Source organism: Erythrobacter sp. EC-HK427, from assembly GCF_902498745.1.
Taxonomy (GTDB): domain Bacteria; phylum Pseudomonadota; class Alphaproteobacteria; order Sphingomonadales; family Sphingomonadaceae; genus Alteraurantiacibacter.
Genome location: NZ_LR701479.1, coordinates 2950414 through 2974052 on the forward strand (window position 1 = coordinate 2950414; position 23639 = coordinate 2974052).

A 23639-nucleotide genomic window follows, 5' to 3' on the forward strand; every position below is an offset into this window, starting at 1 on the left:
CGATGCGCCGCCTCCACAGTTCCGCCAAAGATTTCGCCACGCATTTCGCGCGCATCGTTAATGATCGCCGCGAAAGCGACGAGAATGTCAGCCGCGATGTCGCGGAAATCCTCGCCGAGGTTAAGCGCACGGGTGACGAGGCGCTGCGCAACTACACGATGCGGTTTGACCACCACGCGCTCACCGCAGACACCTCCAGCTGGCGTATCACCGCCGACCAGTGCAAGGCGGCGTACGATTTCCTGCCCGCCGAAGCGAAGGACGCACTGAACCTCGCGGCCGACCGTATCCGCGCCTATCACGAAGGGCAATTGCCGCAGGATCGCGACTACCGCGATGCGGCCAATGTCCGGTTGGGGGCGAAGTGGTTTCCGGTCGATGCGGCGGGCCTGTATGTGCCCGGCGGGCGCGCCGCCTATCCCTCCAGCCTGCTGATGAACGCGATTCCGGCCAAGGTAGCGGGGGTGGAACGCCTCGTCGTCTGCACGCCGACGCCCAAGGGCGCGATCAACGATCTGGTGCTGGCCGCTGCGCATCTGTGCGGCATTGACGAGATCTGGCGCGTCGGCGGCGCGCAGGCGGTGGGCGCGATGGCCTATGGCACCGAGCGGATCAGGCCGGTGGATGTCATCACCGGCCCCGGCAATGCGTGGGTGGCGGAAGCGAAGCGCCAGCTTTACGGCGTGGTCGGCATCGACATGGTCGCAGGGCCGAGCGAAATCCTCGTCATCGCCGATGGCAAGAACGATCCCGACTGGATTGCCGCCGACCTGCTGAGCCAGGCCGAACACGATCCCACCAGCCAGAGCATCCTGATTACCGATGATGCCGCCTTTGCCGAACTGGTGGAGGATGCCGTCGATGTGCTATGCGCGCAGCTTGCCACCAAGGATGTCGCGCGCAAAAGCTGGGACGATTACGGCGCGGTGATCGTGGTCGATGATTTGCTGGCAGAGGCCCCCGCCCTCGCCAACGCGCTCGCCGCCGAACACGTCGAACTGGCGGTGGACGATCCCGATGCCATGTTCGCGCTGATCAAGCACGCGGGCAGCGTGTTTCTGGGGCGCCTCACGCCCGAAGCGGTGGGGGACTATGTCGCCGGGCCGAACCATGTGCTGCCCACCGGTCGGCGCGCGCGCTTTGCCAGCGGATTGTCGGTGCTCGATTTCATGAAGCGCACCAGCTTTATCGCGCTTGACGAGAGCGCGCTGCAAGCCATCGGCCCTGCCGCTGCGGCATTGGCCGATATTGAGGGTTTGCCCGCCCATGCTGCCAGCGTAAGGGTGCGCCTGAAATGACCCAGTCCAACCGCTCCAGATCGCGCTCCGCCGCCCGCCTTGCCGCTGTGCAGGCGCTCTACCAATGGCAGATGGAGCGAACCGCACTCACCCGTCTGCTCGATGAATTCCACCAGCACCGGCTGGGCAAGGAAATCGAGGACGCGCACTATGCGGACGCCGAAGTCGACTTCTTCGACGATGTCGTCTCCGGCGTGGTCGCGCGGCAGGCGGAGATCGACGAGGCACTGACGGCACGGCTGGCCGAGGGCTGGACACTGCTGCGGCTCGACAAGACGATGCTGCAAATCCTGCGCTGCGGCGCCTATGAATTGCTCGCGCGGGCGGATATTCCGGTCGGCACCGCGATCAGCGAATATGTCGACGTGGCGCACGCCTTTTTTGATGAGCGCGAGGCGAAATTCGTGAACGGTGTGTTGGATGCCGTGGCAAAGGATGTGCGTTCCGGCTAATCGAAAAAGTGGAAACCGACTGTCCTGAGCTTGTCGAAGGACTGCTTTTCCTTTTGCGTGGCGTGGCGTGGCGTGGCGTTTTGAAAAAGTGCAGCCCTTCGACAGGCTCAGGGCAATCGGATCGGGGGAATCGCATTAAATGAACGAATCCCAATTCATCACCGCCTTGCGCAACCTGCCGCTCCACAAGGGCGCAGTTGATCTGGCCGATGACGCCGCCGTCATCGCGCTTGGCAGCGATGTGTTCGTTATCACCCATGATATGCTGGTCGAGGGCCGCCATTTCCTGCCCGGCCAGCACATGGCCGATGTCGCCTGGAAACTGGTGGCGACCAACCTTTCCGATCTCGCCGCCAAGGGCACCGATCCGCTTGGCGTGGTGCTGGGCTACATGCTGGGTGACGGGGATGCGGACTTTATCGACGGTCTGGATGAAGTGCTGACCCATTACGGTGTCCCGCTGCTGGGCGGCGACACGGTGAGCGGGGTGCACGGCAGCGCGCGCGCCTTCGGCCTCACCGCCATCGGCCATGCCAGCCATACGCCGGTTCCACGCCGCAGCGGCGCGAGGATTGGCGATGCGATTTATGTCACCGGCACGCTGGGCGCGGCGATGCTCGGTTTCGAGGCCTTGCGCGATGGCACTGATGGCGATCCCACACCTTACACCCGCCCGATGGCGCGGCTGGCCGAGGGGCGCGACCTTGCGCCGCTCGCCACGGCGATGATGGACGTGTCCGACGGCCTGCTGCTCGATGCCTTCCGGATGGCCGAGGCGAGCGAGGCCACCTTTGCTATCGACAGCGCAGCCGCTCCACTCGCTGCGCCTGCGCGGGTGATGGATTGCCTGACATGGGGCGATGATTACGAACTGCTGTTCACCCTGCCCACTGGCACCTTCCCACCCGTTCCGGCAACAAGGATCGGCGAAGTGCGGCCCAAGGGATTCGCCCCATTGGTGCTCGATGGCGAGCCGCTGGTGAATGCCGACGGCCTTGGATATGTCCACGAATAGGGCGGTTTTCCGCTTTATCCCCGTCTGCATCCGAAAATGCGCGCTTTAGGCTTGTCCTGAACGCACGGCTTGCCTAGCGATAGCGCCACACGAACCCGGCAAACCGGGTCGTTTTCATTTCGGAAGAGGGGAATTTCGGGTCATGGAACTCGTACTCATTGCTATAGGCCTTGGTGCACTTGCCGTTTTGTACGGCTTCGTCACCAGCCGCCAGGTGCTCGGCGCATCTGCCGGCAACGCGAAAATGCAGGAAATCGCCGGTGCCATCCAGGAAGGCGCGAAAGCCTATCTGAACCGCCAATATTCAACCATTGCCGTGGTCGGCGCTGTTGTAGCAGTGCTGGTCGGGGTGTTCCTCGGCTGGATTTCGGCAGTCGGCTTTCTGATCGGCGCAGTTTTGTCCGGCGTCGCCGGTTTCATCGGCATGAACATTTCGGTGAAAGCCAATGTGCGCACCGCGCAGGCCGCTTCGGAAGGACTGCAACAGGGCCTGACGATGGCCTTCCGCGCCGGTGCGATCACCGGGATGCTGGTGGCAGGGCTTGCGCTGCTGGCCATCGCGGTGTTCTTCTATGTGTTGATCGGCCCGATGCAACTTGAACCTGCCAGCCGCACCGTGGTGGACGCGCTGGTCGCGCTGGCCTTCGGTGCCTCGCTGATTTCGATCTTCGCGCGTCTTGGCGGCGGTATCTTCACCAAAGCGGCAGACGTCGGCGCTGACCTTGTCGGCAAGGTCGAAGCGGGCATTCCGGAAGACGATCCACGCAACCCCGCTGTGATCGCGGACAATGTCGGCGACAATGTCGGCGATTGCGCGGGCATGGCGGCTGACCTGTTCGAAACCTATGTCGTCACCGTGGGTGCGACCATGGTGCTGACCGCGCTGCTGCTGACCGCCGTGGGCGATCTGCTGCTGCCGTTGATGGCGCTGCCGCTGCTGATCGGAGGTGCCTGCATCGTCACCAGCATCATCGGCACCTATTTCGTGCGCCTTGGTGGCGGCACGAATGTGATGGGCGCGATGTACAAGGGCTTCCTTGTCTCCGCCGTGCTCGCCATTCCGCTGATCTGGTTTGCCACCGCCCACGCGCTGGGCACGGTCAACATCGATATGAACACCGTCCTCAACCCTGGCACGGACATGGTTCCGTTCACCGGACGCGACCTGTTCTATTGCTCGCTGATCGGCCTGCTGCTGACCGGTGTCATCATTTGGATCACCGAGTATTACACCGGCACGGCTTACCGTCCGGTGCGCTCGATCGCCAAGGCTTCGGAAACCGGCCACGGCACGAACGTCATCCAGGGTCTGGCAATCAGCCTTGAATCGACCGCACTGCCGACGCTCGCGATCATCGCGGCGATCATCGGCTGTTACCAGATTGCGGGACTGATCGGCCTCGCCTTCGGCGCGACCGCGATGCTGGCGCTGGCCGGCATGGTCGTGGCGCTCGATGCCTACGGCCCGGTGACGGACAATGCCGGCGGCATCGCCGAGATGGCAGGGCTGGACGACAGTGTGCGGGAAAAGACTGATCTGCTCGATGCCGTCGGCAACACCACCAAGGCGGTGACCAAGGGCTATGCCATCGGTTCGGCGGGCCTCGCCGCGCTGGTGCTGTTTGCCGCCTACACCACCGATCTGGGGATTTTCTTCCCCGAACTGACGGTCGATTTCAGCCTTGAAAATCCGTATGTTATCGTCGGCCTGCTGCTCGGCGCGCTGCTACCCTACCTCTTCGGAGCCATGGGCATGACTGCGGTCGGCCGTGCTGCGGGTGACGTGGTGATCGACGTGCGAGACCAGTTCGCCAATGATCCGGGCATTATGGCCGGCACCAGCCGTCCCAACTATGCCCGCACGGTGGATCTCGTCACCAAGGCGGCGATCAAGGAAATGATTATCCCGTCGCTGCTGCCGGTGCTTGCCCCGATTGTGGTCTATTTCGTGATTACCGCGATTGCCGGTCAGGAAAACGGCTTCGCCGCGCTCGGTGCCTTGCTGCTCGGCGTGATCGTGGGTGGTCTGTTCGTCGCGCTTTCTATGACCGCTGGTGGCGGTGCGTGGGACAATGCAAAGAAGTACATCGAAGACGGCAATCACGGCGGCAAGGGCTCCGAAGCCCACAAGGCCGCGGTGACGGGCGACACGGTGGGCGATCCTTACAAGGATACCGCCGGCCCCGCCGTGAACCCGATGATCAAGATCACCAACATTGTGGCGCTACTTCTGCTCGCCGCATTGGCCGGACACGGCGTCGCCTAAATCCAGGCGGTAACCTGTTGGAAAAACCTGTGCCCTGTCCGGACAATGTCCGGGCAGGGCTTTTTTAACCCTTTGCCTTAGGCAATCCTTTCCGCCGCGCCTCTAATCCAGAGACGGGGAACGCAGGGCGTGGCTTTGGCAAGGGTTAACAATTTTCCGGTGCAGCATGATCTCAACTTTGACGGCCTGGCGATTGTGACCAAGGCCGACGCGCGAGTGATTGCGGAGAGCGCCGTGGCCAAGCCCGACCCGGTGCTCGTCGCGCAAGGCTGGCGGGTGATGGACAGCGCCGACAACATCGCCCGCTGGGACGCGCTGGCGCGGCAGGCGAGCGAGCCCAATCCCTTCTTCGAAAGCTGGAGCCTGCTGCCCGCCCTCGCCGCTTTCGATCCTGACCAGAATGTCCGGCTGCTGACGCTGGAGGCCGATGGCAGACTGGTGGGCCTCGTGCCGCTCCGGCTCGATCGCCGCTATTACGGCCATCCGATCCCGCATTGGCGGATCTGGACGCATCACAATTTGTTCCTCTGCGCCCCGCTGGTTGCACGCGGATTCGAGCATGTGTTCTGGCAGCACCTGCTCGGCTGGGTAGACCGCCATGCCGGGATCGCCGCCTTCCTCCACTGTGCGCATATGCCCGCCGACACCCCGCTGGTGCGCGCATTGGCGGAGGTTCTCGCCAGCAGCAAACGCCCTGCCGCGACGGTGCAGCACGAACAGCGCGCCATGCTGGCGGGCGATGGCGATGCGGAAAGCTACGCTGCCGCCTCGCTCTCTGCCAAGAAGCGCAAGGAACTGCGCCGCCAGCACCGCCGCCTCACCGAACTGGGCACGCTGGAAACCGTACGCCAGCTTGGCGAGGAGGATCTGGAAAGCTGGATCGACAGCTTCCTCGCGCTCGAACTGCGCAGCTGGAAAGGCGCGGCGGGCTCCGCGCTTGCCAGCGATCCGTTGACCGCCACCGCGTTCCGGCAGGCGCTGACCGGTGCCGCGCATCGCGGGCGGCTGGAGCGGCTTGCGATCACGCTCGACGGCGCACCTATCGCCATGCTCGCATCCTTCCTCGCCCCGCCCGGCGCGTTCTCTTTCAAGACCGCGTTTGACGAGGACTATTCCCGCTTTTCCCCCGGCGTCCTGTTGCAGCTCGACAATCTCGACCTGCTCGCGCGCGACCGCATCCAATGGTGCGACAGCTGCGCCGCCGAGGACCACCCGATGATCGACCACATCTGGCGCGAACGCCGCGCAATCGACCGCTATTCCATCGCCATCGGAGGGGCCTTGCGCCGCCGCGCCTTTGCCGCGCTGATCCGGCAGGAAACCGGCGCTGCACCGGGAGGCATCGCATGAGCCGCATCCGCCGTTCGCTGCATGGCCGCGCCATTGGCGGCAAACGCGCCTTTTCCGAAAGGGCGCGCAGCTTCTTCAAATCGTCCTACCCCGAAGGCGCGCACCGGTTGGAACACGAAATGGTGTCGAACCCGCTGCTCGAACTCGACGCGCTGGCGCTGCTCGGCAGTGCCCTGCCCGCAAGCAGCGTGGAGTATAATCGCGGCGATCTGCCTCTGGGTGTCACCGGCAAGCCCGAAGGCAATGGCCTGACCATCGAACAGACCATTCGCGGCATCCACGACAATAACAGCTGGGCGGTGCTCAAGAATATCGAGCAGAAAAAGCCCTACGCCGCCTTGCTGGAAGAACTGCTCGACGAGCTGCGTCCGGTGATCGAAGAGCGGACGGGCAAGATGCTGAAGTTGCAGGCCTTCATCTTCATCTCCAGCCCCGGCGCGGTGACGCCCTACCACTTCGATCCGGAACACAATATTCTTCTGCAATTGACCGGCAAGAAGACAATGACGGTGTTCCCGGCGGGCGATCCGATGTTCGCGCCCGATGCCGCGCACGAAGCCTATCACACCGGCGGCCCGCGCGAATTGCGCTGGCGGGATGAATTCCTACCGCATGGCGTGAATTTCAATCTGCGGCCCGGCGATGCGGTCTATGTCCCTGTGATGGCGCCGCATTTCGTGCGCAATGGCAAGGACGTGTCAATCTCGCTCTCGATCACCTGGCGCAGCGAGTGGAGCTTCAACGAGGCCGATGCCCGTGCTTTCAACCACCTGCTGCGCCGCTTCGGCGTGTCGCCCGCCGCGCCGGGCCGGTGGCCTTCGAGCAACAGCTTCAAGGCCAATGCCATGCGCGTGGCGCGCCGGATACCCGGCCTGACTTGACCTCGTCACGCTCCCCGCGCAGAGGGAGCGGCGATGAGCACCGTGCCCGAAACCCCGCCGACGCCCGAACGCGTGGTCGCCGATCTGGTCTTCCTGCTGGAGCTGGAAGCCAAGGGCGCAGACCATTTTGTCGGCCGTCGCCGCCCCGATGGCACCGGTCGCGTGTTCGGCGGACAGGCTATTGCGCAGGCTTTGGGCGCGGCCAGCCGGACGGTGGAAGACGGGCGCGATGTGCATTCGCTCCACGCCTATTTCCTACGCCCCGGCAGCGACGATTTGCCGATCGATTTCCGCGTGAAGCGCGATCTGGACGGGCGCAGCTTTTCCAACCGCCGCGTGGTGGCGAGCCAGGACGGCAAGCCGATCCTTAACCTCACCGCCAGCTTTCAGGTGCCCGTTGATGGCCCCGGTCACCAGCATCCGGCGATGCCCGATGTGGCCGGGCCGGAAGATTTGACGCCGGATTCGGTCATTCGCCGCCAGATCGCTGAAATCATGCCCGAAGGCGGGCTCAAGCGCCTGCTACTGCGCGATTTTCCGGTCGACTTCCGCTCGGTGGAGGAGCGCGACTGGATCGCGCCGCAGAAGCGCGCGCCGATCAGCCATGTGTGGTTCCGCACAATTGCGCCGCTGCCCGATGATGCCGCGCTACACCGCGCGGTGCTGGCCTATATCTCCGATTTCCAGATCCTCGCCACCGTGCTGCAACCGCATGGAAAGAGCATTCACGGCGGCCAGATCAAGGCCGCGAGCCTCGATCACGCGGTGTGGTTCCACGAGCCGTTCCGCGTGGACGAATGGCTGCTCTTCGCCACCGAAGCCCCGTGGAGCGGCGGCGCACGCGGCTTTGCCCGTGGTCAGGTCTTCACGCAGGACGGGCGACTGGTGGCCAGCGTGACGCAAGAAGGCATGGTGCGCCACGTGGGGTGAGCGCCTATTGCTCAGTCTAACGCGTAAGTCACCGATGTAGAAAATAGACCTTCGACCGGGTCGCCGGCTCTGTTTCGTGCCGGTGCAAACACGGCATGGCGTTCCATGACATCACAGGCTGCAGCGTCGAGAATCGGGTAGCCACTGCTGCTCGTCACAACGCACCGCGTTACGCTCCCGGTCGTCGAGATGGTCACTTGCACACCCACCGTTCCCTCTTGGCCAGCCCTCATCGCTTGGGAGGGGTAGCTACCGATAATCCGCGTCGCCAGACTCTGCGTATCCAGCGGCGATGCCATGGTCGACTCATCGGCTTGAGATGACGGAATCGGCTCGATAGTTGTATAGGTTGGAGCAGGCTCCCGCGCCTCTGTAGGCGCTACCCGATCCTTTTCTTCCTGAGCCAGCGCAGGCGACGCGATTATTGCTGGGGCGAGCAAGCCCGCTGCGGCGGATAAGAATCCCTTAGCGATCCAGACTGCACGCAACACATCACCCTCCCGCATGGTAAAAGTCATAAACCGTCTGCGCCACGCTTTCGCTGACGCCGGGCACGCGCTTCAGATCGTCAAGCGCCGCCGCGCGCACTTTACTCGCTGTGCCGAAATGCAGCAATAACGCACGTTTACGCGCCGGGCCGATGCCGGGTATCTCGTCCAGAGGCGAAGCGGTAATTGACTTGCTGCGCTTCGCCCTGTGCGCGCCGATAACGTAGCGGTGGACTTCATCGCGCAGGCGCTGGAGGTAGAACAGCACGGGCGAATTGACCGGCAGCGTCTTCTCGCGCCCGTCGGGGAAGTGGAACACTTCGCGCCCCTCGCGCCCGTGATGCGGGCCTTTGGCGATGGCGATCAGCGGCACATCTTCGATCCCCATCTCCGCCAGCGTATCGCGCACAGCGGACATTTGCCCCTTGCCGCCATCGATCAGCACGAGATCGGGCCAGATCGCTTCGTGGCCCTTGCCAGCCTGAGCGCCCTCACCCAAATCCTCGCGCCCGGACTCCGCCAAAGCCCGGAACCGGCGTTCCATCACTTCGCGCATCATGCCGAAATCGTCATTGGTCTGCGCGGTCTTGATGTTGAATTTGCGATACTGGTTCTTCACGAAGCCTTCCGGCCCTGCCACTACCATCGCGCCCACCGCCTTCGCGCCCTGGATATGCGAGTTGTCGTAGACCTCGATCCGCGCGGGCACTTCGGGCAGTTCCAGAAACTCCGCCATCTCGCGCATGATCTTCGCCTGCGTCCCGCTTTCGGCGAGCCGCCGGTCAAGCGCCTCAACCGCGTTGCGCGCTGCCTGCTGCATCAGCCTGCGCCGCTCGCCGCGCTGGGGGACGGAGAGGCTGACCTTGCGCTCCGCTAGCGCACCGAACGCCTCCTCCAGCAAAGCCGCCTCGGGCAGTTCGCGGTCGACCAGAATGACCGGTGGTGGCGGGACTTCCTCGTAAAACTGCGCGAGGACGCGGGCGAAGACTTCCTCCTTCTCCACATCTTGCGTGCGCGTGGGAAAGAAGGCGCGGTGCCCCCAATTCTGCCCGCCGCGCACGAAAAAGCCCTGTATCGCGATCTGCCCGCCCTTCGCCGCCAGCGCGAAAACATCCGCGTCGCCGACACCGCTGGCATTCACAGCCTGCGAGCCTTGGATAAAGGTCGCCGCGCGCAAACGGTCGCGCAGCAGCGCCGCCGTTTCGAAATCGAGCGTCTCTGCCGCCTCCAGCATCTGCGCCTCGATCCGCGCCTGCACCGCCCCCGATTTGCCGCCAAGAAAATCCTTCGCTTCGCGGATCAGCGCGTCATAGCCCTGCTTGTCGATCCGCCCGACACAGGGCGCGGAACAGCGTTTGATTTGATACAGCAGGCAGGGCCGGTCGCGCCGTTCGAAAAACGTGTCAGTACAGGATCGGAGCAGGAACAGCTTCTGCAGCGCATTGATCGTCGTGTTGACGCTGCCCGCGCTGGCAAACGGCCCGTAATAGGCGCCTTTCGCCTTCCGCGCCCCGCGATGCTTCATGATGCGCGGATAGTCATGCCCTTCGCGTAGCAGGATGAAGGGGAAGCTCTTATCGTCGCGCAGCAGCACGTTGTAAGGCGGGCGGAACCGCTTGATGAACTGCGCTTCGAGCAGCAGCGCCTCGGCCTCCGAATTGGTGGTGACGATCTCCATCGCGCGGGTCTGCGAAACCATGCGCTGCAAGCGGTTGGTCAGCCCCTTGATCTGCGTGTAGTTCGCCACCCGCGCCTTCAGGCTGCGGGCCTTGCCGACGTAGAGCACATCGCCCCGCGCATCGAGCATCCGGTACACGCCGGGCTTGGGCTTCAGCGTGGCGACGACGTTGCGGATCGCATTCACGCCCGCTTCCAGATCGGGCTGCGCGCCCTTCTCTGCGCTGCCTTTCACCGTGTAGGCCGCGCGTTCCTCGTTGAACCGCTCCTTGCCCCGGGGATCGGGCGGAGAACCTGCTGGCGTGCGCGACATGGGCGCAGAGATAGGCGGGTGCGCCGCGTTTCTCAATCGCTTGCAAGCGTGTGAAAAGACGGGCACCTCTGCCGCCCATGGACAAACTGGTAGCACCGCAGCGCACGGTGGGCTTTTGGGGCACTGCGCTTTTCCCCGTCAACGGCATGATCGGTGCAGGCATTTTCGCCCTGCCCGCCGTTCTGGCCGCCGGAGTGGGCAGCTTCGCCCCGTGGCTGATGCTGGCGGGCGGGATCGCCTTTATGCCGCTCGCGCTGTGCTACGCCTGGCTGGCGCGCCGGTTCGACAATAGCGGCGGGCCGGTGCTGTATGGCGAGGCGGCCTTCGGGCGTTTCGTCGGCTTTCAGGCAGGCTGGGCGCGCTATGCCAGCGCGATTGTGACGGCGGCGGCGAATACGAGCGTGATGGTCGCCTATCTCGCCGCGCTGTTCCCGATCCTTTCCGATCCGGTGGTCGAAATGGGCGCGATTGCCACCATTCTGGCGATCATCACTTATGTCAATTACATCGGGATGCGCCGCGCAGTCGGGATGCTCGGGGTGATGACCGTCATCAAGGTGCTGCCGTTGGTGCTGCTGGTGTTCTCCGCGCTGTTCGCGGGCAATCCGGGCATCGGCTTTGCCATTCCCGAATTCAGCGATGTGGAGACGGTGGTGCTGCTCACCTTCTACGCCTTTATGGGGTTTGAAGCGGTGACCGAACCCGCAGGCGAAATGAAGGAACCGCGCCGCGATATTCCGCTCGCCATTGTCACCATGGTGGCGGCTGTGACCGCGCTCTATATGGCGGTGATCTGGGCCTATCTCGCCATCGCACCCGATGTGCCCAATGAAGACAATGCGCTCGCCGGAGCGGCGCTGGAAACCATGGGCGATATCGGCGCGATTGCCATTGTGGTTGCCGCCGCCGTCAGCATTGCGGCGAACAATTTCAACGGCTCCACTACCCAGCCGCGCCTCGTTTACGGCATGGCGCAGCGCGGGATGCTGCCCAAGTGGTTCCTCGGCGTGTCGGAGAAATACGGGACGCCGGGCAACGCGATTTTGTTCACCGGCGTCGCCTCGATCCTGTTCGGAATGTGGGAAGATTTCACTGTTCTTGCGGTCGCTGGAACGCTCATCCGGCTGGTCACTTACATCATTTCCGCTGCTGCCTTACCAATTCTTGAATGGCGCGAGAATGAGCGTAGCCCAATTCATGCTGTCGTCGCGGCACTCGCAATTGCCCTGTGCGTCTTCGTCGCATGGCCCTTTTTCCCGCAATCAATCGAGAATATCCAACAAATGCAAAACACCGGCGAGTTCATCGCAGACCCGGTCTTGATCTTCTTGGCGATCATTGCACTCGGCACGGTGCTCTACTTCCTCGCCGCACAAAAGGAACCGGCGACCTAGGCACTCGCCCCTATCTGAATTCCCCGCCCTTGCGGTCGTCCTTTGCCGCATGACACAGGAACACCCAGCATCGGCGCACGCAGCCCACGGAGGCTTGCTCAAATGGCTCGGCTTCGGGCGCGACGATGCCGGGCCGGTGACGGGTCGCCGCTATAGCGACCCGGTGCGCCATGCGCGGGCCTTCCTGCTAGACCGGATCTGCGCCTTCCTGCTCGATAACGGGTTGGAGATTTCCGCCCAAAACCTCGCCGCCGCGCATAGCGCTTTTGCCGGTTTCAATCCGGGGCTCGAACGGCGCATCTTCCGGCGTATCGAAAGCGGGGAAGCGATCACGCAGGACTGGCTCGACCAAGCCACCGCCAGCGACGGAGTGGTGGATGACGAAGCGATCTCGCGCCTGACCGAGCAGCTCGAACAGGGCATCGACCAGTTCTCCCGCAGCACGCAAAACGCCCGCAGCGCGACCACCAGCTATGGCCAAGCGCTGGCCGAGCACGTCGATGCGCTGGCCGCCGCGCCCGATACCGACGACGTTATCGTCAGCCTCGCCGACTATGCCCGCGCCATGCTCGAACGCTCGCGCAAGGCGGAGCAGGAGCTGCGCGCGGCGGAGGAGGAGGCGGATACGCTGCGCCACAACCTCGCCCGCGCGCGCCGCGATGCGGAGGTCGATTTCCTCACCGGCCTGCCCAATCGCCGCGCCTTTGAAGCTGTGCTGGAAGAGGAATATCGCGCGGCGCAGGCAGCGATCGAACCGCTTTGCGTCGCCTTCTGCGATATCGACCACTTCAAGGTCGTGAACGACACGCATGGCCATGATGCGGGTGACCGGGTGATTTGCGCGGTGGCCGATTTGCTGGCGGAAATCTCCGGCGAGAAATGCCATGTTGCGCGCCACGGGGGCGAGGAATTCGTGCTACTGCTGCGCGGTGCAACAGCTGGCAAGGCATTGAATATCCTCGACTCGGCGCGCGAAAAGATGGCCGCGCGCAAGCTCGTCAACCGCCGTACCAAACAGCCGTTCGGGCAAGTGACCTTTTCGGGCGGATTGGCCGATGTCTTCGCCTTTGCCGACCCCCGCACCGCGCTGGCGGCGGCGGATGATGCGCTCTACCGCGCCAAGGAGGCGGGCCGCAACCGCGTGCTGCTGGCCGAACCGGCGGACAAGGTGCAGGCTGCTTAAGGCTTGGACGCAGGGGCGGATTCCGCCTAACGCGCTGGGCCATGCAATATGATGCGATCATCCTCGGCGGCGGCGCGGCGGGCCTGTTTTGTGCGGCGATTGCGGGCCAGCGCGGGGCCAATGTGCTGGTGCTCGAAGCCGCTGAGAAGGTTGGCAAAAAGATCCTGATTTCGGGCGGCGGACGGTGCAATTTCACCAATCTGGGCGCAGGGCCAGCCAATTATCTTTCCGCCAATCCGCATTTCGCCAAGAGCGCGTTGAGCCGCTACAAACCGCGTGATTTCATTGCCTTGGTGGAGAAGCATGACATCGCTTGGCATGAAAAGACGCTCGGCCAATTGTTCTGCGACGGTTCCGCGCGGCAGATCGTCGATATGCTGCTGGAGGAATGCGCCACCGGCCCCGGCACCGTCACCATCCGCTGTAACGAGGAAGTATCGGGCATTGGCCATGACAACGGCCAGTTCACCGTCACCACGCAATATGACCACTTCACCGCGCCCGCACTGGTGATCGCCACTGGCGGGCCGAGCATCCCCAAAATGGGCGCGAGCGATTTTGCTTACCGCCTCGCCCGCCAGTTCGGGCTCAAAGTCGTCGAACCGCGCCCCGCGCTTGTCCCGCTGACCCTCGGCGGCGAGGAGGTTCTGTTCCGCGAGCTTTCCGGCGTCTCCGCCGAAGTCGAAGCGACCGCCAGCAAGACCACCTTCCGCGAGGCGGCGCTGTTCACGCACAAAGGTCTCTCCGGCCCCGCTATTCTGCAGGCATCTAGCTATTGGCGGCATGGCGAGCCGGTCAATATCCGCTTCCTGCCCGATGCCCCGCAAGGCTGGCTGACCGATGTGAAGCGCGCCGAGCCTTCGCTGCATCTTCGCACGATCCTTGCCCGCCACTTGCCCGATCGTCTGGCGGCTGTCCTTGCCGACCAGCTTGGCATTAGCGGTGATCTCGGAAACGTGCCCGACAAGGCCTTGCGCGCGGCGGAGGAACGGCTGCGCAGCTGGCGCTTCCACCCCAATGGCAGCGAGGGTTTCGCCAAGGCCGAAGTCACCGCGGGCGGGATTTCGACCGCCGAACTCAGCTCGCAAACGATGGAGGCAAAGAACGTCCCCGGCCTCTACGCCATCGGCGAGGCGGTGGACGTGACCGGCTGGCTCGGCGGCTACAACTTCCAATGGGCCTGGGCGAGCGGCTTTGCCTGCGGGGAAGCTTTGGGGGCGCGCAGCAAGGGCTTGGAATTCTGACACAACCCGCTAGCACTCCTCCCCTATGACCACCCCGCCCCCGCTCCTTGCCGCCATGCTTTTTTCGGGAACGTGGCGCGATTATCAGGCGCGGGTGCTGGCGGAGATGGACGGGCTGCTCGATGATGGCCGCCTGCATATCGTCGCCGCGCCGGGCAGCGGGAAGACGGTGCTGGGGCTGGAGGCGATGCGGCGGTTGGGGCGACCCGCCATCGTGCTCTCCCCCAGCCTGACGATCCGCAACCAGTGGCAGGACCGGCTGGTGCCGCTCTTCCTCCCCAAGCTGGGCGACCACCGGGCGGAAATCTCGCGCGATCTCACCGCGCCAGGCAGCATGACGCTGGGCACCTATCAGGCGCTCCACGCCGCATGGAGCCGCAACGCGCCCTTTGCGGAGCTGGCTGCACTTGGCCCCGCCACGCTCATTCTTGACGAGTGCCACCATTTGCGGCGCGAGTGGTGGAACGCGCTGTTCGCCTTGCGCGATGTGCTGCCCGATCTCGTCATCGTCGCGCTCACCGCCACCCCGCCCTATGATGCGAGCGGCGGCGAATGGGCGCGGTACGAGCAATTGTGCGGCCCGATCGACACCGAAATCGGCGTGCCCGAATTGGTGCGCAATGGCGATCTCGCCCCGCATCAGGATTTCGTCCACGTCTCCGATGCCGAGGGCGATCTGGTGCCGGTGCTGATGCGGCGGCGCGCGGCGGTGTTTGCGCTGATGGACGAGGTGATGGCCGACGCGGCGCTGCCCGCGATCATCCGCAGCCACCCCTTTATCGCCGAACCGTTCCGGCACGAGGAAGCCATCCTCGAAGCGCCCGAGCACCTCTCCGCCATGCTCTTCTATCTCGCCGCGCGCGAGGGCGCCGAGGCGCTGCCCGAAGAGCCGCTGGTGCTGCTCGGCGTGAAGGGGGAGCCGGTGCCCGAGTTCAACCATTTCTGGCTGGAACCGATGCTCGAATGTCTGCTCCACCGCAATATCGGCCCATGGCGGCTGGAGGATGCGCGCAAGGAAGCGTGGAAGCGCGCGCTCTCGGCGGGCGGGCTGGTCAGCAACAAGCGGGTGGATTTTTCCGAAAGCGTCGATCTGGCGCGGGTGCTGGCGGGCAGCACGGGCAAGCTCGCCTCGATCACCGCGATTGCCCGCTGCGAGAGCGCGGCGTTAGGAGACGTGCTGCGGATGGCGGTGCTGTCCGACCATGTGCGCGCTGCCGAATTGCCCGCTTCACCCGATGCGCCCTTCGCGCCTGCCAAGCTGGGCGTGGTGCCGATCTTCGAGACGCTGCGCCGGGCAGGCATCGATGCGCCGCTGGGTGTGCTCACCGGAACGCTGGTGATCGTGCCTGACAGCGCGCGGGGCGTGTGCGCGGAGGCGGCGCAGGCGCTGCGCATTCCGTGCGATGATCTTACCTTCACCCCGCTCAAAGGCGCACCGGGATATTGCAAACTCGACTTCGCGTCGGCGGCAGACCGGGGCCGCGTCGCGCTTATCACCCGGCTGGTCGAGCAGGGGCATATCCGCATCCTTATCGGCACGCAGGCGCTGCTCGGCGAAGGCTGGGATGCGCCCGCCTTGAACGCGCTGGTGCTGGCGAGCAATGCGGCGAGCTTTATGCTGTCCAACCAGATGCGCGGGCGGGCGATCCGCACCGATCCTGCGCGGCCCGACAAGGTGGCGAATATCTGGCACCTTGCCACCCGTGATCCCACCGCGCTGGAAGGCCATGGCGGCGATGTGACGCGGCTGGAGCGGCGGTTCTCGATGTTTGACGGGATTGCCGAGGATGGCAGCGCGGTGATCGAGAATGGGATTGCGAGGATCGGGCTCGATCTGGCGCAGCCCGCCGCCACGCTCAACGAAGACACGCTGCGCCGCGCCTATGTCCGGCGCATCACCGCGGAGAGCTGGCGGCGATCCCTGGGTGCAGGCACTGCGCGGGCGCAAACGCGCGAGGTCGCCGAGGTGAGCGGCGATACCGGCAGCGCCAGCGTGTATCTGCGCGGCACGCTCCAATCCACCGTCCTCGCCAGCGTTGGCGGCGCGGTGATGACGGCGGGGCTGAGCGTGCGCGGGCTTACCGACCTCGGCACAGTCGCGGCCATCGGCGGCGGGGCGGGAATGCTCTACGCCCTGCCCGGCCTGTGGAATTCGGCACGGCTCTGGCTGCGCAACGGCACGCTGGAGCGGCGGCTGCGGCAAGTGGCCGAAGTGCTGGTGGAAGGGCTGGCGCGGGTGGGCGCGCTGTCGCGTCCGGCGAGCGCCTACACGATCCGCGTCGAGGAGAGCCTGAAGGGCAAGCGCGCGGTCACTATCGAAGGCGGCACCCGCGCTGATGGGCACGCCTTTGTCGGGGCCTTTGCCGAACTGCTCGGGCCGGTGGAGAACCCGCGCTACATCTTGAAGCGCGAGGACAAGGCATTGGGCTTCCACCGTATCGATTACCACACCGTGCCGCAGGCGCTGGCCAAGCGGAAGGAGGATGCGGAGGACTTTCTGGCGCTATGGACGCACCGCATCGGCGCTGCGCGGCTGGTTTTCGTGCGCTCCAAACACGGCCGGCGCGTGCTGCTGCGCGCCCGCGCCAAATCGCTGGCGGCAGGCCTGCGCCGCCCGGTCGAGCGGCGCAGTATGTGGTTGTAACTCGGGCGGAACGCTGCGGAAATTGTATCACAGCGACATTTTGTGTGACCGTGCATTTTCCGGATTGCCCGGTCGCGAATTGTATCAGATACACCGCGAACCAACTTTGCAGGGGTCAACCAAAATGAATTTCAAGGTCGCAACCGCGATTGCTATCGCTTCTGTCAGCCTGTCGGGCTGCGCAACTGTTCTCAACGGCGTGAATATGCCCGTCGAATTCGTGTCCGAGCCGGAAGGTGCCGGGGTCGAAATCCTTGACGGCCGCACCTGTACCGCTCCGTGCACATTCGAAATGCGCCGTGGCAATGATACCATGGTGACCTTCACAGCCGCCGGATATGAACCGGTGACGATTTATATGCAAAGCCGCACCGGCGGCAGCGCGGCCGGTAACCTGATTGCAGGCGGCATTATCGGCGGTGTGGTGGATGCCAGCAACGGCGCATCGAACTTCCTCGCTCCGCGCCCGGTCTACATCCGCATGGCGCGCGCCGGTTCGGGCGAACCCGCGCTGCTGCTGGACGAAGAAGGCGAAGTGATCTCCACCGTTTCGGAATTTAACGCCGAAGTCGCTGAAGACGTGCGCGAAGGTCTGGTCGGCCAGGGCCTCTATGCCACCGTCGAAGACGTTCCGCCGGCTGACTGAGCCAACCGGCCATCAGGCATTGTCCAAGAGGGGCGCGACGGGCAACCGCCGCGCCCTTTTTCTTGCCAACGGCCTGCGAATGCGTTCTATTCCCCGCGCAGCTTTCGCAACGGGGGGATACCGCGAAAATGGCCAGTGTTCCGAATATGTGCGTCGCCCAGCCGCCCTCTCCCAAGGGGGAGCAGTTGATGATCGTTGAATTGGCCGAAAGGGCCGAGACCGCCCACAAGGTTGTCGATTACGTTGGGAAAACCGGCAGTTTTGTCGCCAATTCCAGCGCATCCCGCGCTTTCCGGCGATTCAACTGGGCGGCGTTCGAGCCTGTGATGAACCGATCAGGCAACCTTCGCGGCATGGTCGTCAACAAGCGGATGCGCACAGTCTTCAATGTAACCAAGCCGTTGCGCGACGGTTTTGAAAAGCACAGCGGAAAACTTGCCTTCGCGGGAGCATTGATCGAGGTCGGCAAGGAAATGGGCCGCATAGAACGTGTCATGAATTCGAACATCGCCGATACGGAGAAGTATTCGCGCACGGTGATGCTCGGTGGTGCCGCTATACTCCGAAGCGTGACGAGCGTCGTGCCGTCAACCTTTGAACTCGCTTCGACCGCAGCGCAGGGTTATCTGATGCTCTATTCGGAGATTTCGGGAGATGCGTCAGGAACGCAATTCGCCAAGAAGCTAGATGCATTCGACAAAGAAGTGACGGCAATTCACAAGCGGCAATGGGATGGTGAAATGTGGTACAATTGGGTCGAGGTGAACTTGCCGTAGGCGTTCCGCCCGCAATTGCCCTTCCCCGCCGCCTGCTGTATAGCCATCAGAACACGCCCCGGCCCGTGCGCAGCTTCACGCTCCGCTCCGCCGGGGCGCCGTATTTTTCGGGAAGCGTGCTTCCCATCCGCTTGAAAGGTTTCGCCCATGTCCCGCCGTCGCCAAATCTATGAAGGCAAGGCCAAAATCCTGTATGAAGGGCCGGAACCGGGCACGATCATCCAGTATTTCAAGGACGATGCGACCGCTTTCAACGCCGAAAAGCGCGGCACGATCAACGGCAAGGGCGTGATCAACAACCGCATTAGCGAGCACGTTTTCACCCGCCTCTCCCACATCGGCATCCCCACCCATTTCATCCGCCGCCTGAATATGCGCGAGCAATTGGTGCGGCAGGTGGAAATCATTCCTTTGGAAGTGGTGGTGCGCAATGTCGCGGCGGGCTCGATTTCGAAGCGGCTCGGAATTGCCGAGGGCGAGATGCTGCCGCACACGCTGATCGAATATTACCTGAAGTCGGATGAGCTGGGCGATCCGCTCGTGGCCGAGGAGCACATCGCCGCCTTCAACTGGGCGAGCCATGAAGAGATGCAGGATATCGCCGCGATGGCGATCCGCATCAATGATTTCATGTGCGGAATGTTCGCCGCGATCGATATCCGTCTGGTCGATTTCAAGCTGGAATTCGGGCGCATCTACGATGGCGATTACAGCCGCGTGATCCTCGCCGACGAAATCAGCCCCGACAATTGCCGCCTGTGGGACTTCAACACCGGCGAAAAGCTCGACAAAGACCGCTTCCGCCGCGATCTGGGCGGGGAAGAAGAGGCGTACCAAGAAGTCGCCCGGCGCCTCGGCCTGCTGCAAAAGGAAGACGAAAGCGGCCCCGGCGACGTGCTGGATATGAGCGCACACCGCTCCCGCCTACGCTCAGCCCCGCCGAAGCCGAAGAAGTAGGGTTAGCCGCCCAGCAATTCCACGACCCACGGGCCTGATTGCAGGCGGCGATCAGCGAGCGCTTCTTCCACCAAAGCGCGCATCTCCGCTGCGGTATTCGGGCAATATCCGTCAAACGGCGCGCCCGCGTCATAACGAGTGGCCAGGGCGTTTTCGATTTCCGCGATGACGCTTGTGGCCAGTCCATCGCTTTGCAGCAACGCCTCCAGACTCCGCCATTGCTCCGCCGCCAATTGCTCCTGCGCCTCGCGCAAAAGGTCGTGCTGTTGCGGTGGCCAGATGAGGTCGGGATCGCGCGATCCGCCCAAGGCCAGCCGGTATTCGCCAGAGGCATCGAACAGAAGCAATGAACTGCGGGAGAGCTGGAACGCGCCATGCGGGATATAGCCACGCTCGACTATGCCACCCAGCACCTCGCTAACCGCGCCAATGCCCGCGTTTCGCAACAGCTCTGCTGCCACGAAATCGCGCGTCTCCGCATCGCACCGGCCTGCGACGGTGGCGTAGTCCTGCGCAAAGGTGTCGCGCAAAATGGGGGACGCAGACACCACGATGACCCCTTCGCTGTAATCCGCGACGGGTGGGGGCGTAAGGGGCGGAGCGTTGTCGATATGCTGCTGCAACTGTTGATACAGCCTGTCCGAACCCAAGGGATAGGGGCCGGTATAGCTGCATACGTGGTAACTCACAGGCGCCGGATTGGGCATCAGGCTGCTGACGAGCAATTGCGCCTGCCGGAACGGCTCATAACCGCGCCATTCGGCTGCATTCTCTGCCCATCTGGCCCTTTCCTGCGCCGGATAGGCGCGCAGCCATTCGCGGTAATGCACCATGCGGCGCGCCCGCTCGGCCTCGTCTATGCCGCGCTCATAGGGATCCCCATGTTCGAGGAAAATCTCTGTCGAGATCGCCATCGTACACATTTCCTCCGCCATCGCCGGAGCGGGGAGCGCCAGAACGGCTGCAGCAAGGAGTGCGGGACGTATCACAGGTGTCATCTCACGCCTCCTAACCTTGCTCCCCGATGAACGCCAAGCGGCATTCCCGCTACCGGATGGGAAAGACCGGAAAAACAGCCACTCTGGCACCGAATGCCGACCTTTGTGCTGTTGCATGGCAGGGTTCGGGTCTGCATAGTCCTGCGCAACAAAGGCGTCGTGCATCCACGCGCGCCGCAGCCGTGACCGCCATTCGAGAGGACTTTCCCCCATGACCATCCGCCGCGCGCTTCGTGCCAGCATTTCCACCGCCGCGCTTGCCTTGACGCTTGGGCTCGCCAGCCCCGCGCTCGCGCAGCAGGAATGGGGCACCGAAGCAACCGATGTGGTGGAGGATGACACCATCACCTATGGCGTGCTGGAAAACGGTATGCGCTATGCCATCCGCGCGAATGACGTGCCCGATGGCGCGGCCTCGTTCCGGATGCATTTCGACTTCGGCTCGCTCGCCGAAAGCGAGGCGGAACAGGGGCTTGCGCACTTTATCGAACACATGGCCTTCAACGGCACCACCAATGTGCCCGAAGGCGAGATGATCCCGCTGCTCGAACGCCTCGGCGCGGCCTTCGGGGCGGACACCAATGCCTACACCAGCTTCGAAGAGACGGTGTATATGCTCGACATTCCCAATGCGAATGAGGAAGGCGTCGATACCGCGCTGTTCCTGATGCGCGAGACGGCGAGCGAAATGCTCTTCACCCCCGAAGCGGTGGAGCGCGAGCGCGAGATTATCGTAAGCGAACGCCGCGTGCGCGACAGCGCGGGCCTGCGCAACTTCCGCGACCTGTTCGATTTCCGCATCCCCGGCACCCGCTATGTCAGCCGCTTCCCCATCGGCACCGACGAAACCGTGCGCGCCGCCACGCCGGAAATGTTCCGCAGCCTCTACCAGCGCTTCTACCGCCCCGAAAACGCGACGCTGGTCGTGGTCGGTGACGTTGATGTGGCTGCCATCGAAGCGGATATTATCGCGCGCTTTTCCGATTGGCAGGGCGTTGGCGAAGCGGGCACCACGCCGCCGCTTGGCGATGTCGATTTCGACCGCGCAACGCAGTTCGACACCTTTGTCGATCCGGCCATCGGCGAAGGCATCGCGATTTTCCAGCTGCGCCCCTACACCGATCCGGCGGACACTGTGGCAGAACGCACCGAAGGCCAGCTGCGCGGGCTGGCGGGCATCATGTTTAACCGTCGCATCCAGCGCATCGCCAACCAGCCCGACAGCCCGATTTCGGGCGGCGGCTTCGGCGTGGGCAGCGATGAAGGCGTGGCCGATTACACCTCGCTCAGCATCAGCACGCGCGACGGGGCATGGCAGCAAGGCCTTGCCATTGGCGAGCAGGAACTGCGCCGCGCGCTGGAACACGGCTTCACCCAGGCCGAGCTCGATTATGCGCTGACGCAAACCGAAGCGGGCTATGAACGCGCCGCCGATCAGGCCGATGCGCGGCAAAATGCGCAGCTGGCGATGGCGCTGGTGGGCGCGGCCACCGAGAATGATTTCATCACCACCCCCGCCTACCGGCTGGAGCTGTTCCGCCAAATGCGCCCGCAATTGACGCTGGACGCGGTCAACGCGACCTTCCGCGAAGCGTGGAGCGAAGGCGCGCCGCTGGTGCGCGTCACCGCGAAGCAGGAGTTCGGCGGCAACGAGGCGGTCGCCGCGGTCTTCAACGAAAGTACGCAGGTTGCGGTCGCTCCGCCGGAAGACGCCGACGCGGTGATCTTCGCCTATGACGATTGGGGCACGCCGGGCGCGGTGGTGTCAGACACGTTTATCGAGGATCTGGGCATCCGCACAGTGGTGTTCGCCAACAATGTCCGCCTGAACATCAAGCAGACCGATTTCGAACCCGGCCGCGTGCGCTTCAGCGTCAATATGGATGGCGGCAGCTTCGCGCTGGGCGACACCAACGCTACCGCTGCGGGCATCTATCTGCAAATCGCCTCCGATGTCGGCGGCACGCAGGCGCATAGCGCGGATGATTTGCAGGAAGTGACTGCCGGGCGGCAGATTTCGACCGGTATCGGCGCGGGCAGCGACCGGTTCAGCACCGGCGGCGTCACCACGCCTGACGACCTCGAATTGCAGATGAAGGTGAGCGCGGCCTTCCTCACCGATCTGGGCCTGCGCCCCGAAGCCGATGCGCGCTTCAACGCGGTGATCGAGCAGGTATGGAACTCGCTCCTCTCGCAGCCCGCCTCGATCTTTGGCTTTAACTCGGATGCGATGATCGCCGACAGCCCCTACACCGCCTTCCCCACCCGCGAGGAATTGGACGCGGTGGATCGCGAGGCGCTGCTGGCAGCCGTACAGGCAGCGGCGGAAAGCGGCGCGATTGAAATCGGCATTGTCGGCGATATCGATCCCGATGCGGCGATTGCGGCGGTGGCGCAGAGCTTTGGCGCCCTGCCCGCCCGCAACGCCGAATTTGCCGAGCGCGCCGAACAGCGTGTGCTTGCCTTCAACGATCTGTCCGATGATACGGTGGCCGACTTTACGCATACCGGGCAGGCCGACCAGGCGCTGGTCGGCAGCATCTGGCGCACCACCGATGATGGCGATTACCGCGAGGCGGTGACGCACAGCCTGCTGGTCGGCGTGCTGCGGCTGAAGGGTATCGAAACCCTGCGCGAGGAAGTCGCCGCCACGTACAGCCCGCTCGTCAGCGGATCGACCAGCAGCACGTTTGACGATTTCGGCACGATCAGCATGGCGGCCGTGATCGACCCCGCGCTGGCGGGTGATGTGCTCGCCCTGATCCACCGCCTCGCGGGCGAGTTGCGCGATGAACCGGTGAGCGAAGACTTCTTGCTGCGCGCGCGCCAGCCGGTGATCGAGAACATCCGGCAGGCGCGGGAGAACAACGGCTACTGGATGGGCGTGGTCAGCGACGCGCAGAGCGAGGCCGACCGGCTCGACCGGGTGCGCACCCAGCTCGATGTGCTGATGAGCATCACGCCGGAAGAAATCCAGGCGATGGCGCAACGCTATCTGGTGCCCGAGCGCCGCGCCGATGCGCGGGTGCTGGTGGAAGATGCGGGGGAAAGCGGGGAGTAAGAATCTCTACCGCTTGTCCTGAGCTTGTCGAAGGACTGCACTTACTTTGAAACCTCTCACGAGGTC

General features: G+C 63.9%; 18 protein-coding genes. 15 read left to right on the forward strand and 3 right to left on the reverse strand.

Annotation, left to right across the window (positions count from 1 at the left end):
• The first annotated feature begins 2 nt into the window (after positions 1-2).
• The 7 genes from hisD (at position 3) to GC121_RS14475 (ending at position 8192) form a co-directional block, all read left to right on the forward strand.
• On the forward strand, positions 3-1298 hold the full coding sequence (hisD, locus tag GC121_RS14445) for a histidinol dehydrogenase (RefSeq protein ID WP_151975381.1): 1296 nt from the start codon (positions 3-5) through the stop codon (positions 1296-1298).
• A complete protein-coding gene (gene nusB / locus GC121_RS14450; RefSeq protein ID WP_151975382.1) occupies positions 1295-1750 on the forward strand; it encodes a transcription antitermination factor NusB in 456 nt (151 codons plus the stop codon). The genes hisD and nusB overlap by 4 nt, the downstream gene beginning before the upstream one ends.
• A gap of 139 nt (positions 1751-1889) precedes the next feature.
• The gene (thiL, locus tag GC121_RS14455) at positions 1890-2765 is read left to right on the forward strand and encodes a thiamine-phosphate kinase (protein ID WP_151975383.1); all 876 of its coding nucleotides are present in this window, start codon (positions 1890-1892) and stop codon (positions 2763-2765) included.
• A gap of 142 nt (positions 2766-2907) precedes the next feature.
• A complete protein-coding gene (locus tag GC121_RS14460; protein ID WP_151975384.1) occupies positions 2908-5031 on the forward strand; it encodes a sodium-translocating pyrophosphatase in 2124 nt (707 codons plus the stop codon).
• A gap of 129 nt (positions 5032-5160) precedes the next feature.
• On the forward strand, positions 5161-6381 hold the full coding sequence (locus GC121_RS14465; protein WP_234421284.1) for a GNAT family N-acetyltransferase: 1221 nt from the start codon (positions 5161-5163) through the stop codon (positions 6379-6381).
• A complete protein-coding gene (locus GC121_RS14470) occupies positions 6378-7262 on the forward strand; it encodes a cupin-like domain-containing protein (protein WP_151975385.1) in 885 nt (294 codons plus the stop codon). The genes GC121_RS14465 and GC121_RS14470 overlap by 4 nt, the downstream gene beginning before the upstream one ends.
• 33 nt (positions 7263-7295) lie before the next feature.
• On the forward strand, positions 7296-8192 hold the full coding sequence (locus GC121_RS14475) for an acyl-CoA thioesterase II (protein WP_151975386.1): 897 nt from the start codon (positions 7296-7298) through the stop codon (positions 8190-8192).
• Between the two features lie 11 nt (positions 8193-8203).
• Here the strand turns inward: GC121_RS14475 and GC121_RS14480 are convergent, their stop codons facing one another.
• Both GC121_RS14480 and uvrC read right to left on the reverse strand, forming a co-directional pair.
• The gene (locus GC121_RS14480) at positions 8204-8710 is read right to left on the reverse strand and encodes an energy transducer TonB (RefSeq protein WP_151975387.1); all 507 of its coding nucleotides are present in this window, start codon (positions 8708-8710) and stop codon (positions 8204-8206) included.
• Positions 8685-10670: an excinuclease ABC subunit UvrC gene (gene uvrC / locus GC121_RS14485; protein WP_151975388.1), complete on the reverse strand. Its 1986-nt coding sequence runs from the start codon at positions 10668-10670 to the stop codon at positions 8685-8687. The genes GC121_RS14480 and uvrC overlap by 26 nt, the downstream gene beginning before the upstream one ends.
• Before the next feature lie 77 nt (positions 10671-10747).
• Between uvrC and GC121_RS14490 the strand changes: the two genes are divergently transcribed.
• From GC121_RS14490 to purC, 7 genes are all read left to right on the forward strand, one after another.
• Positions 10748-12064 (forward strand): APC family permease, encoded by a 1317-nt coding sequence (locus tag GC121_RS14490; RefSeq protein WP_151975389.1) that lies wholly within the window; start codon positions 10748-10750, stop codon positions 12062-12064.
• Positions 12065-12113: 49 nt separating this feature from the next.
• Positions 12114-13247, forward strand: a complete 1134-nt coding sequence (locus GC121_RS14495) for a diguanylate cyclase (protein WP_151975390.1) — start codon at positions 12114-12116, stop codon at positions 13245-13247.
• A 41-nt stretch (positions 13248-13288) separates the two neighbouring features.
• Positions 13289-14491, forward strand: coding sequence for an NAD(P)/FAD-dependent oxidoreductase (locus GC121_RS14500; protein ID WP_151975391.1), 1203 nt, complete (start codon positions 13289-13291; stop codon positions 14489-14491).
• A gap of 25 nt (positions 14492-14516) precedes the next feature.
• The gene (locus GC121_RS14505) at positions 14517-17135 is read left to right on the forward strand and encodes a DEAD/DEAH box helicase family protein (RefSeq protein WP_151975392.1); all 2619 of its coding nucleotides are present in this window, start codon (positions 14517-14519) and stop codon (positions 17133-17135) included.
• Positions 17136-17259: 124 nt separating this feature from the next.
• On the forward strand, positions 17260-17781 hold the full coding sequence (locus GC121_RS14510) for a hypothetical protein (protein ID WP_151975393.1): 522 nt from the start codon (positions 17260-17262) through the stop codon (positions 17779-17781).
• Between the two features lie 128 nt (positions 17782-17909).
• Positions 17910-18557: a hypothetical protein gene (locus GC121_RS14515; RefSeq protein WP_151975394.1), complete on the forward strand. Its 648-nt coding sequence runs from the start codon at positions 17910-17912 to the stop codon at positions 18555-18557.
• Positions 18558-18704: 147 nt separating this feature from the next.
• Positions 18705-19514 carry a phosphoribosylaminoimidazolesuccinocarboxamide synthase gene (purC, locus tag GC121_RS14520; RefSeq protein WP_151975395.1) on the forward strand — a complete coding sequence of 270 codons (810 nt, stop codon included), beginning with the start codon at positions 18705-18707 and terminating at the stop codon, positions 19512-19514.
• Between the two features lie 2 nt (positions 19515-19516).
• Here the strand turns inward: purC and GC121_RS14525 are convergent, their stop codons facing one another.
• A complete protein-coding gene (locus tag GC121_RS14525) occupies positions 19517-20512 on the reverse strand; it encodes a hypothetical protein (RefSeq protein WP_151975396.1) in 996 nt (331 codons plus the stop codon).
• A gap of 211 nt (positions 20513-20723) precedes the next feature.
• Between GC121_RS14525 and GC121_RS14530 the strand changes: the two genes are divergently transcribed.
• Positions 20724-23573 carry a pitrilysin family protein gene (locus GC121_RS14530; RefSeq protein ID WP_151975397.1) on the forward strand — a complete coding sequence of 950 codons (2850 nt, stop codon included), beginning with the start codon at positions 20724-20726 and terminating at the stop codon, positions 23571-23573.
• Positions 23574-23639 lie beyond the last annotated feature (66 nt).